This is a genomic window from Xanthobacter albus (assembly GCF_043194895.2).
GTDB lineage: Bacteria > Pseudomonadota > Alphaproteobacteria > Rhizobiales > Xanthobacteraceae > Xanthobacter.
This window is the reverse complement of record NZ_CM195532.1, coordinates 4,330,932-4,346,911: the sequence shown is the minus strand read 5'-3', so window position 1 is coordinate 4,346,911 and position 15,980 is coordinate 4,330,932. Positions and strand designations below refer to the sequence as shown.

The window sequence follows — 15,980 nt, the reverse complement described above, 5'->3', positions numbered from 1 at the left end:
GGTATGACGCATGAGTTCCGCTGAAACCGCCTATCGCTTCGACATGGACGGCCGCAACATCGCGGTGCGCGCGATTCCCGGTACGGCGCCGGGCGTGTTCTGGCTCGGCGGCTTCAAGTCCGACATGACCGGCACCAAGGCGGAGCGGCTCGCCGCGCTCGCCGCCGCGCGCGGCAACGCCTTCGTGCGGTTCGATTATTCCGGCCATGGCGTGTCCGGCGGCGCGTTCGAGGAGGGCACCATCTCCCGCTGGCTCGAGGAGGCGCTCGCGGTGTTCGACCGCGCGACGCAGGGCGAGCAGGTGGTGGTGGGTTCCTCCATGGGCGGCTGGCTGGCACTGCTGCTGGCGCGGGCGCTGGCGGCGCGGGGCGAGAACCGGCTGCGGGCGCTGGTGCTGGTCGCGCCCGCGCCGGATTTCACCGAAACCCTCATGTGGGCGCGGTTTCCGGCCGAGGTGCAGAGCGAGATCACCGTCAACGGGCGGTTCCTGAAGCCGACGGCCTACGGCGACGAGCCCTATGTCATCACCCGCGCGCTCATCGAGGACGGGCGCCGTCACCTCCTTCTGGGAGCGCCGTTCCAGGTGGGCTGCCCGGTGCGCATCCTGCAGGGCGCGAAGGACGAGGACGTGCCGTGGGAGCACGCCATGCGGCTCGTGACCTGCCTCGCGGAGGACGACGTGGTGTTCTCGCTGGTCAAGGACGGCGACCATCGCCTGTCCCGGCCCGAGGACCTGGAGCGGCTGGCGCAGGCGGTGTCGGAATTCCTGTGAGGCGCGGCGCCGGCGTCCCTTCGGGATGCCGGCGCGATGCCGGGGGGCGCTCAGGCCTCGGCGGGGGCGGTCTCTTCCGCCGCGCGGGGCGTCCACACGGACATGCGGCCGATGAGGTAGCGGTAGGGTGCCAGGAACAGCGCCACCATGGCCGCCTTCACCAGATAGTCCACCATCGCCCAGTTGGCCCACGGCAGGTCCGTGCCCGAGAAGGCGAGGGTGAAGAACACGGCGGTGTCGATGGCCGAGGAGATGCCGCCCGAAAGCGCCGGCGGCAGCCACCACGCCTTCTGGCGCAGGGCGTTGAACACCGTGGCGTCGAGCAGCTGCGCGACGATGAAGGCGGTGCCGGAGGCGAGGGCGATGCGCGGCGTCGCCAGAAGCGCCGAAAGCGCCAGCGCGAGGCCGAATCCCACGTAGATCACCTGCCGGGTGCGGGCGAGGCCCAGCCGCCGGTTGGTGAGGTCGTTCACCAGGAAGGTGAAGGGATAAGTGAAGGCGCCGTAGGTGAGGTAGTCCTGAAGGCCGAACGGCGTGAAGGGGAACTGCACCAGGATGTTGGCCGCAAGAACCGCCGCGCACATGGCAAAAACCGCGAGCGCGAACGCCCGCGGTTCGGACCACCTTGAAACCGTGGAAGGAGGCATCAGGCGGCGGGGGCCGCTTCCGGAGCCTTCAGGGCCTTCACGATGAGGCGCTTCAGCTCGAGCGCGCGGGGAGACAGCTCCTCATCGCTGGCCTTCTTCAGGAAGGCATCGAGGCCGCCGCGATGATCGACGCTCTTGAGGGCGTTCGCGGAGATGCGCAGGCGAATGGACCGGTTGAGGGTCTCGCTCTGGAGCGTCACGTTGCACAGGTTCGGCAGGAACCGGCGCTTGGTCTTGCGGTTCGAATGGCTCACGAGGTGGCCGGTCAGCACCGCCTTACCGGTCAGATCACACCGCCGGGACATGGCAGAAGTCCTTCTTCGTCTTTCTTGGCGCGGGAAACGCCACCTGGGACAGCCCGCCTTCTTCGGGAAGACGCGCCCCGCGGCACTCACCCGCCGGATCGGGAAGCGGCTCCTATAAGGGGGAGGCGCTCCGCAGTCAAGGTCGGCCCCCGCAAACGACGGCACCGCGCCGCTTTTCGGGGGCTTCCCGCCGGCGGAAAACGGGGAATCGCCCCGGTTGGGGCGGCGCGGGCGACTCGCATGGCGCGTGCCGTCCGCGTGTTGCCGCCTCAGCGGCGGCCCTGGCCGAGGAAGGTCTCCCCGAACCAGCGCTCGAAGGTCATGGGCGGCTCGCCGCCGGCTTGCCCCTCGGGCTGGCCCTGGGGCCCGCCGTAGCCGGAGGGCGGGCCGGCCTGGCCCACGATGGCCGGCGGGCGGTCGTCGGGCAGGTTCTCGGGGGCGAGGGTGCCACCGGGGGCGCCGTAGCCATAGCCGCCGAACCCGGCGGTGCGGGTGCCGCCGGGCAGCTCCGCCACCGGCATGCCCTGGTGCGCCACCTTCATGTAGCGGCTCCAGATCTCCACCGGCAGGTTGGCGCCGGAGGCCTTCTTGGTGGGGGAGGAATCGTCGTTGCCGAGCCACACTGCGGTGACGAAGCGGGCCGTGTAGCCCACGAACCACGCGTCGCGGTAGTCCTGCGAGGTGCCGGTCTTGCCGGCGGCTTCCCAGCCGGGCAGGTCGGCGCGGCGGCCGGTGCCCATCACCAGGGTCTGGGTGAGCATCTGGTTCATCTCGGCCGCGTAGGCGGGGTCCATCACCCGGCCGGGGCCGGAGCCGGAGCGCTGGAACAGCGCCTTGCCGCCCGCGTCCGTCACCGTCTCGATGACATAGGGGATGACGCCGATGCCGCCGTTGGCGAACGGCACGTATGCGCCCGCCAGCTCCAGCACCGAAACCTCCGAGGTGCCGAGCGCGATGGAGGGGTTGGGATCGAGCGTGGAGGCGATGCCGAGCCGGTGGGCGGTGGCCACCACCGCCTTCGGGCCCACCTCCAGCGCCAGCCGCACCGAGACAGTGTTCAGCGAGAGCGCCAGCGCGGTGGTGAGGGAGACCGGCCCGCGGTAGTCGTGGGTGGAGTTTTCCGGCTTCCAGCCCTTGAGCTGGAGCGGGGCGTCCTCGCGCACCGTGTCGGGGGTCAGGCCCGCTTCCAGCGCCGTGAGGTAGACGAAGGGCTTGAAGGACGAGCCCGGCTGCCGCCGCGCGGTGACGGCGCGATTATACTGGCTCTCCTCGTAGGAGCGCCCGCCCACCAGGGCCCGCACCGCGCCGTTGGTGTCGAGCGACACCACCGCGCCCTGGCTGACGCCATATTTGCCGCCGGACTTGGCGAGGGTCTCCTCCAGCGCCTTCTCGGCCGCCTGCTGGAGGTTGAGCTCAATGGTGGTGCGCACGCTCACGTCGCCGGAGAGGGGGCCGACATACGAATCGAGCTGCTCCATCACCCAGTCCGCCACATAGCCCATGGAATCGGGGGTCTTGGCGCGGGCGAGCTGGGCCGGCTTGGCGATGGCGGCCTGGGCCATCTCGGGAGTGATCATCCCCTGCTGCCTCATGGCCGTGAGCACCAGCGCGGCGCGCGCCTGGGCGCCCTTCAGGTTGCGCGTGGGGGCGAGGCGCGAGGGCGAGTTCACGAGGCCGGCGAGCATGGCGGCCTCCGAAAGGGTGACCTGCCGGGCCGACTTGCCGAAATAGCGCTGGGCCGCCGCCTCCACCCCATAGGCGCCGGCGCCGAAATAGACTCGGTTGAGGTAGAGGTCGAGGATCTGGTCCTTGGTGAACTTGGTCTCCAGCCACAGGGCCAGCACCAGCTCCTGGATCTTGCGGGAGGCGGTGCGCTCCTGGGTGAGGAACAGGTTCTTGGCGAGCTGCTGGGTGAGCGTCGAGCCGCCCTGCCGCAGGCGCCGCGAGGTGAGGTTGGTGACGAGCGCGCGGGCGAGACCCTCGGGGTCGAGGCCGAAATGGGTGTAGAAGCGCTGGTCCTCGATGGCCACGAACGCCTTGGGCAGGTAGGGCGGCAGCTCCGAGATGGGTACCGCGACCCCGCCCATGTCGCCGCGCACCGCCAGTGTCTTGCCGTCGGCACTCAGGATGGTGACCGTGGGCGGGCGCTTGGGGATCATCAGCGTCTGCATGGGCGGCAGCTTCGAGGCCTCGTAGGCGACGATGCCGATGAGGGCGATGACGCCCCACACCGCGAGCACGAGGCTCCATTTCACCAGGGTCCAGACGAGCGAGCGCCGACGCCGGCGCGGGCGCGCCGCCTGCGGGGCCGGCGGCTCGGCCTTCGCCTTGCCGCGCTTCTTCTCGCGTCCGCCCAGCTCGGGATCTCCTCTCTCGCGGCGCTCCGAGGGCTCGGGCGCCAGGATTTCGGGCACGGCGCCGCGGGCCGCGGCCTTCGGAGCCGGCTTCTGCGGCGCCGGTTCCGGGTCCCGCGCCGCGCCGTCCCGCGTCGCGGAAAGCCGGGGGGCGGCGTCGCGCTCGCCGGTCCGGCTGGTGCTCAGCGGCGGCACGCGGTCGAAGCGGTCCACCGGCGGCTCGGCGCGGGTCTGCCGGGCCTTGGACTTGGCTTGATCCTTGGCCTGATCCTTGGTCGCGCGCGGGGCGCCGAGCGGCCGGTCCTCCGGCGACAGGCGAATATCGAGGCCCGTGTCCGGGCGATCCGCATCGGGTTCGCGCCGTGTTCCCTCGCCGTAACCTCGCGTCGCCATCGACTGTCCTGCCGCTCCGCCTCGTGCCTGCGATTCTCCTTCCACCACCCAAATGGGGCGAAAACGGCAGCGAGGGCGGCGCTCCCCCGCCTCTTTCCGCTCTGCGGATGGAGGAAGTCTGCGTGGGGCGCCGTGAAGGGAGGGTTAAGGGGCTGATCGCGCCTGGAGGAGCTTCCTTAAGGTTCACTTAAGCTGCGCCGGGCATTTGCCGGCCGGCTCCTGCTGCCCGCGCCGCCGCGCGGCCGTGGAGGCCGCCATTGCCTGTCATCGCAACATTCTGACGACACTGCATTTTTCGATAGCGCGAAGGCCTTTTCGGCATCTGCCAGGATCGAAGAAAAGAAAGTGGGAGGAAGACGTGGACTATCCGCTTTTGGGGGGCTACGTGGCGACGTTCCTTGTCGCCATCGGTTATTTCGCCTACAATGACGGTGCCCGGCAGGCTCCAGCGGCACCGCCCGCGCAGAGCGCCTCCGCGCCCCGGGTCGCGACGGCCCTGGCCGTGCAGGCCGCCGCCCCGGCGCCCGTGGCCGACGCTCCCGCCGCCAAATCCCCCGCGTCCAAGGCCCCCGCCGCCCCGCCGGCCGCGGTGCAGGAATGGACCGTCCCCGACGTGGACGCGCTGCCCGACGATGCCTTCGGCCGCATGGTGCGCCGGGGCCGCGAGCTGACCCAGCGCACCTTCGCCCATCTCGGCCCCGAGGTGGAGGACCCGGCGATGCGGTTCGCCGGTAACAATCTCGCCTGCCAGAGCTGCCACCTGGAGGCCGGCACCAAGGAGTATGGCCTGCCGTTCGTGGGCGTCTTCGCGGATTTCCCGCAGTATCGCGGGCGCGAGGGCCGGGTGGCCACGCTGGAGGACCGGGTCAACGGCTGCATGACGCGCAGCATGGACGGCAGGGAGCTGCCCTGGGATTCCGAGCCCATGGTGGCGTTCGTCACCTACATCAAGTTCCTGTCCTCCGACCGGCCGGTGGGCAAGCCGACGCCCGGCCGCGGCACGCCCAAGATGGCGGAGCTGACGCGCCCCGCGAGCCCCGAGAAGGGGAAGGTGGTGTTCGAGGCGCACTGCGCCTCCTGCCACGGCCCGGAAGGCCTCGGCAAAAGGGTGGGCGCGGTGGGCGACCGCCAGGGATTCGAGTTCCCGCCCCTGCGCGGCACGGACACCTTCAACAACGGCGCCGGCATGGCGCGGCTCATCACCGCCGCGAGCTTCGTGCGCGCCAACATGCCGTTCGGCACCAGCCACGATTCGCCCGTCCTGACCGAGGAGGAGGCGTGGGACGTGACCGCCTATGTGGAATCCCTCGACCGGCCGCAGCGGGCGGGCATCGAGGAGGATTACCCCAAGCGGACCGAGAAGCCGGTGGATGCCGCCTACGGCCCGTTCGCCGACAGCCTGCCGGCGGAGCAGCACAAGTATGGCCCGTTCCAGCCGATCCGCGACGAGATCAAGAAGCTGAAGGCCAAGCCCGCCGCGAAGGATGCCGCCAAGGACACGGCGAAAACCGTTCAGTGACAGTGCCTGAGGCCTCGGTCCGTTGGCGGGCCGGGGCCTCCACAGCGGGCGGCGTTCCGGCCGCGCCTGCGCGTTCCTCTCATGCGGTGGCGCGATATCATGCGTGCGGGCGGTCCGCCCGCACGCGCCGCTCGCGGTGACGCGCCGTTTGCGCTAAACATGACGGCTGTTCTCGACTGTGGTTTCAGATCGCCGCGCATGTCCAACGTCCGTACTTCCAGAGCCAACCGCACCATCGGCGAACCGTTCGAGGGGCAGACGCTGCGGGCCAGGGTCCGCGAGATCGCCAAGGCGCACCAGGGGCGGGACCTCGACCTGCGCAATGCGGTCGTCGGCTATCTCAAGGGCGCCATGCAGGAGGCCCGCGCCGAGGCCGAGCGCCTCCTGAAGGAGGACGGCTGCGGGCGCTGCTGCGCCATGCGCCTCTCCGCCTTCCAGGACGCCATCATCGCCAGCGCCTACGAGGTGGCGACCACCATCCTCTATCCCGCGGACAACCCCTCCCGCTCCGAGCGCATGGCCGTCGCGGCGGTGGGCGGCTACGGGCGCGGCATGCTCGCGCCGGGCTCCGACACCGATATCCTGTTCGTGCTGCCCTACAAGCAGACCGCCTGGGGCGAGAGCGTCGCCGAGGCCATTCTTTATATATTGTGGGACCTGGGCCTGAAGGTGGGCCACGCCACCCGTTCGGTGGATGAGTGCCTGCGCCAGGCGCGCGCCGACTTCACCATCCGCACCTCGATCCTGGAGGCGCGCTTCCTGGCCGGGGACAAGGCCCTGTTCCACGACCTGGAGCAGCGCTTCGACAAGGAGGTGGTGGAGGGCACCGCCGCCGAGTTCGTGGCCGCCAAGATGGCCGAGCGCGAGGAGCGCCTGCGCCGCGCCGGCCAGTCGCGCTATCTGGTCGAACCCAACGTGAAGGACAGCAAGGGCGGCCTTCGGGACCTGCACACCCTGTTCTGGATCGCGAAATACGTCTACCGCGTGCAGACCACCAGCCAGCTCGTGGCCAAGGAGGTCTTCACCCGCGAGGAGGCGCGCCTCTTCACCCGCTGCGAGGATTTCCTGTGGTCGGTGCGCTGCCACCTCCACTTCCTCACCGGCCGCGCGGAAGATCGCCTCTCCTTCGATGTCCAGCGCGAGATGGCGCAGCGTCTCGGCTACACGGAGCATCCCGGCCAGAAGGACGTGGAGCGCTTCATGAAGCACTACTTCCTGGTGGCGAAGGACGTGGGCGACCTCACCGCCATTCTTTCCGCCGCGCTGGAGGAGCACCAGGCGAAGCCCGTGCCGGGCCTGCGCGGCATGGTGGAGCGCCTGCGCCCCGGCCACCGCCGCGCCGCGCTGAAGGACACGCCGGACTTCATCCTCGACCACGACCGCCTCAACGTGGCCGATGCGGAGGTGTTCAAGCGCGATCCGGTGAACCTCATCCGCATCTTCCACGTGGCGGACAAGCGCAACCTCGCCCTGCACCCCGATGCCATGCGGCTGATGGCCCGCTCGCTCCCCCTCATCGACGCCAAGCTGCGCGACAACCCCGAGGCGAACCGCCTGTTCCTGGAGGTGCTCGCCTCGAAGAACGCACCGGAAACCGTGCTGCGGCGCATGAACGAGGCGGGCGTGCTCGGCCGCTTCCTTCCCGAGTTCGGGAAGGTCGTGGCCATGATGCAGTTCAACATGTACCACCACTACACGGTGGACGAGCACCTGCTGCGCTGCATCGGCATCCTTTCCGAGATCGAGCACAAGAACAATCCGGAGAACGGCCTCGCCAACGAGCTGATGGCCACGGTGAAGAACCGCAACCTCGTCTATGTGGCGATGCTGCTGCACGACATCGCCAAGGGCCGGCCGGAGGACCATTCCACCGCCGGCGCCCGCATCGCTCGGCGCCTGTGCCCGCGCCTCGGCATGACGCCGGTGGAGACCGAGACCGTGGCGTGGCTGGTGGAGCAGCACCTCATCATGTCCACCGTCGCCCAGTCGCGCGATCTCTCGGACCGCAAGACCATCGAGAATTTCGCCTCCGTGGTGCAGAGCCTGGAGCGGCTGAAGCTGCTCACCATCATCACCACCGCCGACATCCGCGCGGTGGGGCCGGGCACCTGGAACAGCTGGAAGGCCCAGCTGCTGCGCACGCTCTATTATGAAACCGAGCCGGTGCTCACCGGCGGCTTCTCCGAGGTGGACCGGGGCAAGCGCGTCACCGCCGCCCAGTCCCAGCTGCGCCATGCGCTCGCCGATTGGCCGCCGGAGAAGGTGGAAGCCTATCTCGCCCGCCATTACCCCTCCTACTGGCTGCGCATGGACCTGGAGGCGAAGCTGCGCCACGCCCGCTTCATCGATGCCACAGAGTCGGCGGGGGAGAGCATCGCCACCCAGATCACCATGGAGCCGGGCCGGGGCGTCACCACGCTGACCGTGCTGGCGCCGGACCATCCCAAGCTCCTGTCCATCATCGCCGGGGCGTGCGCGGCGGCGGGCGCCAACATCATGGACGCCCACATCTCCACCACCACCGACGGCCTCGCGCTCGACACCATCGCCATCCGCCGCGCCTTCGAGCGCGACGACGACGAGGAGCGCCGCGCCGGCCGCATCCGCGAGGCGGTGGAGCAGGCGCTGAAGGGCGAGGTGCGGCTGCCGGAGGTGATGGCGCGCAAGCTGCCCAAGGGCCGTCGCACCTTCTCGCTGGAGCCGGAGGTGATGGTGAACAATTCCTGGTCCAACCGCCACACGGTGGTGGAGGTTTCGGGCCTCGACCGGCCAGGCCTCCTGTTCGCCCTCACCAACACCCTGTCGCGGCTCAACCTCAATATCGCCTCGGCCCATGTGGCCACCTTCGGCGAGCGGGCGGTGGACGTGTTCTACGTCACCGACCTGATGGGCGCGAAGATCACCGGCGCGGCCCGCCAGTCGGCCATCCGGCGGGCGCTGGTGGCGGTGTTCGAGGGCGCGCAGGACGACGAGGACGCCCCGCGCCGCGCCGTGCGGGCCTGAGGCTGCGGCGAGGCCGGCGTGGCCCGATCACGAAGCATGACGGCCATGCGCGTCCCCTCACGGGGCGCGCGCCGTGGTGAGGGCTGGCGCGGACGCCCTATCAGTTTGATATGATATGGTTTTTCGCGCCACCTTCGGCCATCTGGGCGCGCCTGGGGTGGCCGCGCCCGGCGCCGTGGCCGATTTTTGGTCTTGCTCCCGTGGCCTGAAAGGTGCGAGCAAGTTGCAGCTGGGCCACTGGGCCCGCATCCCAGAGCAAGGCAATCGCGCGCGGCGCCCGTCACTCCACGCCCGCTGCGCGGAATCCGACCGAACATGAGCACCGATCACGACCTCCTCGACCTTCCGGGCGACCCGGCCTCCATCCGCGTGGTGGTGGCCATGTCGGGGGGCGTCGATTCGTCGGTCACGGCCGCGCTGCTGGCCCGCGCGGGCTATGACGTGGTGGGGGTGACCCTCCAGCTCTACGATCACGGGGAAGCCGCGCACCGCCGCGGCGCCTGCTGCGCCGGGCAGGACATCTACGACGCCAGCGAGGTGGCGCGCGCCCTGGGCATTCCCCACTATGTGCTCGACTACGAGAGCCGCTTCCGCGAGGAGGTGATCGATCGCTTCGCGGCGAGCTACGCCTCTGGCGTCACGCCCATTCCGTGCGTGGACTGCAACCGCACGGTCAAGTTCCGCGACCTGCTCGCCACCGCTGAGGAACTGGGCGCGCAGGTGCTCGCCACCGGCCATTATGTCTCGAGCCGCGCCTTGCCGGACGGGCGGCGCGGCCTGTTCCGCGCGGCCGAGGCGGCACGGGACCAGAGCTATTTCCTTTATGCCACCACCGCCGCGCAGCTCCAGCGCCTGCGTTTCCCCCTCGGCGACATGACGAAGGGCGACGTGCGCGCGCTGGCGGCGCGGTTCGGCCTGCCGGTGGCCGACAAGCCCGACAGCCAGGACATCTGCTTCGTGCCCGGCGGCAATTATGCGGAGGTGGTGGAGCGCCTGCGCCCGGAGGCGGCGGAGGCGGGCGACATCGTGCATCTCGACGGGCGCGTGCTCGGCCGCCACCGGGGGGTGATGCATTACACCATCGGCCAGCGCAAGGGCCTCGGCATCGCCGGGCCGGAGCCGCTGTACGTGGTGGGCATCGATGCCGTCCGCCGCGAGGTCCGGGTGGGCCCGCGCGAGGCGCTGATGGTGCGCGCGGTCTCCATGGCTGACGTGAACTGGCTGGGTGAGGGCGCCTTCGAGGACGCCTGCGCGCGCGGCCTGGAGGTGCAGGTGAAGGTGCGCTCCACGCGCCCGCCCGCGCCGGGCCGGCTCGGCCTCTCGCAGGAGGGTTCCCCGGCCGTTCATCTCGCCCTCGGCGAGGAAGGCGTTGCGCCGGGGCAGGCTTGCGTGCTCTACGATAGCGCCGGCGACGGCGCGCGCCTGCTTGGCGGGGGCACCATCGTCAAGGCGGAGCGCGCCGCCCGCAGCATGGCTGAGGTGGCCTGAGGCGCCGCCCAAGACGACAACCGGCCGCCGGGCGTCGCAAGGACGCCGGCAGGCCCAGGGATGGACGGTCCGGGAAAGGCGTTTGCGGTCACCGCAGGGACGATGCTGGGAGAAGGCGAGGATGGCGGTTCAGTACGATCTCGAGGGCCAGAAGCGCGCCTATGCCAAATGGGCCCCCATCTATGACAAGGTCTATGTGAAGCTCCTGGCCGATGCGCAGCGCAAGGCGGCCACCACCGCCGCCGCCTGCGGGCCCCGCATCCTGGAAGTGGGCGTGGGCACCGGGCTGGTGCTGCCCTATTACCCGCCCAACGTGAGCGTCACCGGCATCGACCTCTCCTTCGACATGCTGCAGAAGGCGGTGGAGAAGAAGGTGGACCGCGGGCTCGACCAGGTGGGCCTGCTGGCCGCCATGGACGCCTGCAACCTGGGCTTCGCCGACGAGACGTTCGATGCGGTCACGGTGCCCTTCGTCATCACCCTGGTGCCGGACCCGGAAGGCGCGCTCGATGAAATGTACCGGGTGCTGAAGCCCGGCGGCGAGATCATCGTGGCCTCCAAGCTCGGCGCCGACGAGGGGCCGATGATGCACATCGAGCAGGCGCTGGCGCCGCTGGTGAAGAAGGTGGGCTGGAGCATCGCCTTCAAGGCCGGCCGCCTGCGCACCTGGGCCGCGCGCTACCCCGACATGGAGGTGGTGGAGGTTTCGCCGGTGTTCCCGGTGGGCTTCTTCAAGCTGGTGCGCATCAGGAAGAAGATGAAGGTGTAAGACTCGCCTGTCTTTCTTGACAGGGGGGAAGGCGGCCCCCTATAAGCCCGCCTCTAGCCGATGCGCCGCGTCGCGTCGGCGGATGTGGCAGCGTAGCTCAGTTGGTGAGAGCGCCGGATTCATAACCCGGAGGTCGGCGGTTCAAGTCCGCCCGCTGCTACCATCCCTCCGCTTCCCGAAATTCCGTATCTGGCAGTCCCGGTTCCGCGGCTTTCCGCGCGCGGATCTCGCCTTCCTCATCCCTATAGCCGCGAATCACTCTATCAGGCTGGCGCTGCCATGTGGGATCATGGGGCGGGAATGGGAGAGGGGCCAATGGACTTCATCACAGCGGTCAAGACCTGCCTGTCGAAATACGCCGTGTTCCAGGGCCGGGCCTCGCGCAGCGAGTTCTGGTGGTTCGAGCTGTTCCTGCTGTTGGTGGCGCTGGCCGTGCCCTTCATCGTCGCGCTGCTGTTCGGCGGGGTGATGACCGAGCATATGTCCGCGGACGGCATGGGCGAGACGGGGCATGGCTGGGGCATGATGTGGGGCGTGGGCGGCTTTGCGGGCGCCATTCCCCATCTGGTGAATCTGGCGCTGTTCCTGCCGGCGCTCGGGGTGACGGTGCGGCGGCTGCACGACGTGGGGCGCAGCGGCTGGTGGGTGTTGCTGATGGCGGTGCCGCTCATCGGCTTCCTGGTGCTGCTGTTCTGGTTCGTCCAGCCTTCCGAGCCGCGCGCCAACGCCCACGGCCCGCAGCCCCTGCCGGCGCTGCCCGCCGCCTGAGCGTCCGCCGCCTGAACGCGGAAAGGGGCGGATGACGCCGCGCGTCTCCGCCCCTTCGTGATGCCAAAGACCCCTTGCGCCGGATGCCGTGGCCTTCGCCAAGGTCCGCGCGCCGCCGGCTTTGTCGCTCAGGTCTCGTCGCGGGCGCGGATCCACTCCACGATGCCCGAGAAGTCCTTGCCCTCGTTTCCTTCCTCCGCGAAGGCGGTGTAGAGGGCGGTGGCGGCCGCGCCCAGGGCGGTGGCGGCGCCGGCCTGGGTGGCGGCCTCCTGGGACAGGCGCAGGTCCTTCAGCATGAGGGCGGCGGCGAAGCCGGGCTGGTAGCCGCGGTTCGCCGGGCTCGCGGGCACCGGGCCCGGCACCGGGCAATAGGTGTTGAGCGACCAGCACTGGCCGGAGGAGGTGGAGGCGACCTCATAGAGCGCCTCGTGCGAGAGGCCGAGCTTCTCGCCCAGCACGAACGCCTCCGAGACCGCGATCATCGAAATGCCGAGGATCATGTTGTTGCAGATCTTCGCCGCCTGCCCCGCGCCCGCGCCGCCGCAATGGACGATCTTCCGGCCCATGGCCTCCAGATAGGGCCGCGCCTTGGCGAAGGCGCTGTCGGTGCCGCCCACCATGAAGGTGAGGGTGGCGGCTTCCGCCCCGCCGACGCCGCCGGACACCGGCGCATCCACGCTCTCGTGCCCGGCCGCCTTCGCCGCCTCGTGGAAGGCGCGGGCGGAGGCGACGTCGATGGTGGAGGAATCGATGAACAGCGTGCCCGGCTTCGCCGCCGCGAACAGGCCCTCGGCCCCGGCGGTGGCGCCCACCACGTGCTTGCCGGAAGGCAGCATGGTGACCACCACGTCGGCGCCCGCCACGGCCGCGCGGGCGCTTTCGGCCACCGCGACGCCCCGCGCCTTTCCGGCCTCCACCGCCGCGGGGGCGAGATCGAAGCCGGTGACCGCGTGCCCGGCCTTGATGAGGTTGCCGGCCATGGGCGCGCCCATGTTGCCGAGACCGATGAATGAGATGGTGGCCATGTGGTTCCTCCCGTGGGCCCCTTTGGGGATGTCGTCGCGGCACCCGCGCGGCCGTCTGCGTGGCCTTGCGCGGGCGAGCGTCCTCAGCCGATCAGCGTGCGGGACACGATGAGGCGCATGATCTCGTTGGTGCCTTCGAGGATCTGGTGCACACGCAGGTCGCGCACGATCTTCTCGATGCCGTAGTCGGCGAGGTAGCCGTAGCCGCCATGGAGCTGGAGCGCCTCGTTGGCGATCTTGAAGCCGCTGTCGGTGGCGACGCGCTTGGCCATGGCGCACAGCGTGGTGGCATCGCCCGTCTTGGCGTCGAGCGCGGCGGCGGCCCGCCACAGGAAGGTGCGCGCCACCTCCAGCTCGGTGGCCATGTCCGCGAGGCGGAACTGCAGCGCTTGGAATTCGTCGAGCCGCTTTCCGAACGCCTTGCGCTCACGCATGTAGGCCAGCGTCCGGTCGAGCGCCGCCTGGGCCCCGCCGAGGGAGCAGGCGCCGATGTTCAGCCGCCCGCCGTCGAGCCCTGCCATGGCGATCCTGAAGCCCTCGCCCTCCGCGCCCAGGCGGTTCTCCACCGGCACGCGGACGCCCTCCAGCATGACGGCGCGGGTGGGCTGCACGTTCCAGCCCATCTTCCGCTCGTTGGCGCCGAAGGAGAGGCCGGGGGTGCCGGCGGGAATGACGAGGGTGGAGATGCCCTTGGGGCCTTCGCCGCCGGTGCGCACCATCACCACATAGATGTCCGAGGTGCCGGCGCCGGAGATGAACTGCTTCTGGCCGTCCACGATGTAATGGTCGCCCTCGCGCACCGCCCGCGTCTTCAGCGCGGCGGCGTCGGAGCCTGCGCCCGGCTCGGTGAGGCAATAGGAGGCGAGGTGCTCCATGGCGGCGAGCTTCGGCACGAAGCGCCCGCGCTGGGCGTCGTCGCCGAAGCGGTCGATCATCCAGGTCGCCATGTTGTGGATGGAGAGATAGGCCGCGGTGCCGGGGCAGCCGGTGGCGAGCTGCTCGAAGATCAGCGCCGCATCGAGCCGCGAGAGGCCGGAGCCGCCCACATCCTCGCGCACATAGATGCCGCCCATGCCCAGCGCCGCCGCCGCGCGCAGGGTCTCCACCGGGAAGTGCTTCTTCTCGTCCCACGCCACGGCATTGGGGGCGATCTCCGCGTCGGCGAAGTCGCGCGCCATGTCGCGGATGGCGATCTGGTCTTCGGAGAGGGTGAACATGTCGCTCGCGCCATGGGAATCGGGGGCGACGGGGCGGGCGCCCCGCCGGATGGTCCGGCATCGCCGGCGGGCCGGAACCAGGCGCCCCGCCTTCGCGCGGGCGCCCGGCCGCGGGCTCAGCCCATGGTGGGGATGACGAAGTCGGCGCCGTCCTTGATGCCCGAGGGCCAGCGGGAGGTGACCGTCTTGGTCTTGGTGTAGAAGCGGATGGAGTCCGGCCCGTGCTGGTTGAGATCGCCGAAGCCCGAGCGCTTCCAGCCGCCGAAGGTGTGGTAGGCGAGCGGCACCGGGATCGGCACGTTGATGCCCACCATGCCCACGTTGACCTTGGAGGCGAAGTCGCGCGCCGCATCGCCGTCGCGGGTGTAGATGGCGACGCCGTTACCGTATTCGTGCTCGGTGGGCAGGCGCAGGGCTTCCTTGTAGTCGGGCGCGCGCACCACGCACAGCACGGGGCCGAAGATCTCTTCCTTGTAGATGCGCATGTCCGGCGTCACGCGGTCGAACAGGCAGCCGCCCATGTAGAAGCCGTTCTCATAGCCCTGGAGCTTGAAGTCGCGCCCGTCCACCAGCAGCTTCGCGCCTTCCTGGACGCCGGCGTCCACATAGCCCTTCACGCGCGCCACCGCCTCGCGGGTGACGAGCGGGCCGAAATCCGCCGTGGGGTCGGTGGAAGGGCCGATCTTCAGGCTCTCGACGCGCGGCACCAGCTTCTCGATGAGGCGGTCGGCGGTGGCCTCGCCCACCGGCACCGCCACCGAGATGGCCATGCAGCGCTCGCCCGCCGAGCCGTAGCCGGCGCCGATGAGCGCGTCCGCCGCCTGGTCGAGATCGGCGTCGGGCATGATGACCATGTGGTTCTTGGCGCCGCCGAAGCCCTGCACGCGCTTCCCGTTGGCCGCGCCGCGCGAATAGATGTACTGCGCGATGGAGGACGAGCCCACGAAGCCGATGGCGTGGATGTCCGGGTCGTCGAGGATGGCGTCCACAGCCTCCTTGTCGCCGTTCACCACGTTGAGGATGCCGGCCGGCAGGCCCGCCTCGATCATCAGCTCCGCGAGGTGCATGGGCACGCCGGGGTCGCGCTCCGACGGCTTCAGAATGAAGGCGTTGCCGCAGGCGATGGCCGGGCCGAACTTCCACATGGGAATCATGGCCGGGAAGTTGAACGGGGTGATGCCCGCCACCACGCCCAGCGGCTGGCGCATGGAGTAAAGGTCGATGCCGGGCCCGGCGCCGTCCGTGTACTCGCCCTTCATGAGGTGCGGGATGCCGCACGAGAACTCGATCACCTCCAGGCCGCGCTGGATGTCGCCCTTGGCATCGGGAATGGTCTTGCCGTGCTCGCGGGCGAGCAGCTCGGCCAGCGCGTCGTAGTCGCGCTGCACCAGCTCCAGGAACTTCATCAGCACGCGGGCGCGGCGCTGCGGATTGGTGGCGGCCCAGGCCGGCTGCGCGGCCTTGGCGTTCTCCACCGCCGCGCGCATCTCGACCGTGCTGGCAAGGGCGACGGTGGCGATGACCTCGCCCGTCATGGGCTGGAACACGTCGGCCTTGCGGCCCGAAGTGCCCGGCACGTGCTTGCCGCCGATGAAATGGCCGATGTCGCGCATGGTGCGTATCCTTCCCGGTGAATGCGTTTCCAAGAGTGTTGCGGCCGCTGGGCGCGACCTTTGTTGGCCGGCACAATGCCCTATCCTTTTGTGCACATAAAGGGCAA

Annotated in this window: 12 protein-coding genes and 1 tRNA gene; 7 read left to right on the top strand and 6 right to left on the bottom strand. The window is 70.0% G+C overall.

The window, feature by feature from the left end:
* Window positions 1-10: 10 nt before the first annotated feature.
* Window positions 11-772: an alpha/beta hydrolase gene (locus tag V5F75_RS19315; RefSeq protein WP_394035143.1), complete on the top strand. Its 762-nt coding sequence runs from the start codon at window positions 11-13 to the stop codon at window positions 770-772.
* A gap of 50 nt (window positions 773-822) precedes the next feature.
* Here V5F75_RS19315 and V5F75_RS19310 read toward each other — a convergent pair whose 3' ends face one another.
* From V5F75_RS19310 to V5F75_RS19300, 3 genes are all read right to left on the bottom strand, one after another.
* Window positions 823-1,356 carry a queuosine precursor transporter gene (locus V5F75_RS19310; protein WP_394035142.1) on the bottom strand — a complete coding sequence of 178 codons (534 nt, stop codon included), beginning with the start codon at window positions 1,354-1,356 and terminating at the stop codon, window positions 823-825.
* Between the two features lie 62 nt (window positions 1,357-1,418).
* On the bottom strand, window positions 1,419-1,724 hold the full coding sequence (gene rpmB / locus V5F75_RS19305; protein ID WP_393989946.1) for a 50S ribosomal protein L28: 306 nt from the start codon (window positions 1,722-1,724) through the stop codon (window positions 1,419-1,421).
* 269 nt (window positions 1,725-1,993) lie between these two features.
* Window positions 1,994-4,471, bottom strand: coding sequence for a PBP1A family penicillin-binding protein (locus V5F75_RS19300; protein ID WP_394035141.1), 2,478 nt, complete (start codon window positions 4,469-4,471; stop codon window positions 1,994-1,996).
* A 358-nt stretch (window positions 4,472-4,829) separates the two neighbouring features.
* Here V5F75_RS19300 and V5F75_RS19295 point away from each other — a divergent pair, with 358 nt between their 5' ends.
* From V5F75_RS19295 to V5F75_RS19270, 6 genes are all read left to right on the top strand, one after another.
* Window positions 4,830-5,990, top strand: coding sequence for a c-type cytochrome (locus V5F75_RS19295; RefSeq protein ID WP_394035140.1), 1,161 nt, complete (start codon window positions 4,830-4,832; stop codon window positions 5,988-5,990).
* A gap of 198 nt (window positions 5,991-6,188) precedes the next feature.
* Window positions 6,189-8,993 (top strand): [protein-PII] uridylyltransferase, encoded by a 2,805-nt coding sequence (locus V5F75_RS19290; RefSeq protein ID WP_394035139.1) that lies wholly within the window; start codon window positions 6,189-6,191, stop codon window positions 8,991-8,993.
* A gap of 315 nt (window positions 8,994-9,308) precedes the next feature.
* Complete coding sequence (gene mnmA, locus V5F75_RS19285) at window positions 9,309-10,481, top strand: tRNA 2-thiouridine(34) synthase MnmA (RefSeq protein ID WP_394035138.1); 1,173 nt, start codon at window positions 9,309-9,311, stop codon at window positions 10,479-10,481.
* 121 nt (window positions 10,482-10,602) lie between these two features.
* The gene (locus tag V5F75_RS19280; protein ID WP_394035137.1) at window positions 10,603-11,250 is read left to right on the top strand and encodes a class I SAM-dependent methyltransferase; all 648 of its coding nucleotides are present in this window, start codon (window positions 10,603-10,605) and stop codon (window positions 11,248-11,250) included.
* Window positions 11,251-11,336: 86 nt separating this feature from the next.
* Window positions 11,337-11,413 (top strand) — tRNA-Met (locus V5F75_RS19275).
* A gap of 152 nt (window positions 11,414-11,565) precedes the next feature.
* Window positions 11,566-12,018 carry a DUF805 domain-containing protein gene (locus V5F75_RS19270; RefSeq protein ID WP_394035136.1) on the top strand — a complete coding sequence of 151 codons (453 nt, stop codon included), beginning with the start codon at window positions 11,566-11,568 and terminating at the stop codon, window positions 12,016-12,018.
* A 128-nt stretch (window positions 12,019-12,146) separates the two neighbouring features.
* Here V5F75_RS19270 and mmsB read toward each other — a convergent pair whose 3' ends face one another.
* From mmsB to V5F75_RS19255, 3 genes are all read right to left on the bottom strand, one after another.
* Entirely contained in the window at window positions 12,147-13,043 is an 897-nt protein-coding gene (gene mmsB / locus V5F75_RS19265) for a 3-hydroxyisobutyrate dehydrogenase (protein WP_394035135.1), read from the bottom strand.
* A gap of 83 nt (window positions 13,044-13,126) precedes the next feature.
* Window positions 13,127-14,260 (bottom strand): isobutyryl-CoA dehydrogenase, encoded by a 1,134-nt coding sequence (locus V5F75_RS19260; RefSeq protein WP_394035134.1) that lies wholly within the window; start codon window positions 14,258-14,260, stop codon window positions 13,127-13,129.
* A gap of 116 nt (window positions 14,261-14,376) precedes the next feature.
* On the bottom strand, window positions 14,377-15,873 hold the full coding sequence (locus tag V5F75_RS19255) for a CoA-acylating methylmalonate-semialdehyde dehydrogenase (RefSeq protein ID WP_394035133.1): 1,497 nt from the start codon (window positions 15,871-15,873) through the stop codon (window positions 14,377-14,379).
* Between the last annotated feature and the right edge of the window lie 107 nt (window positions 15,874-15,980).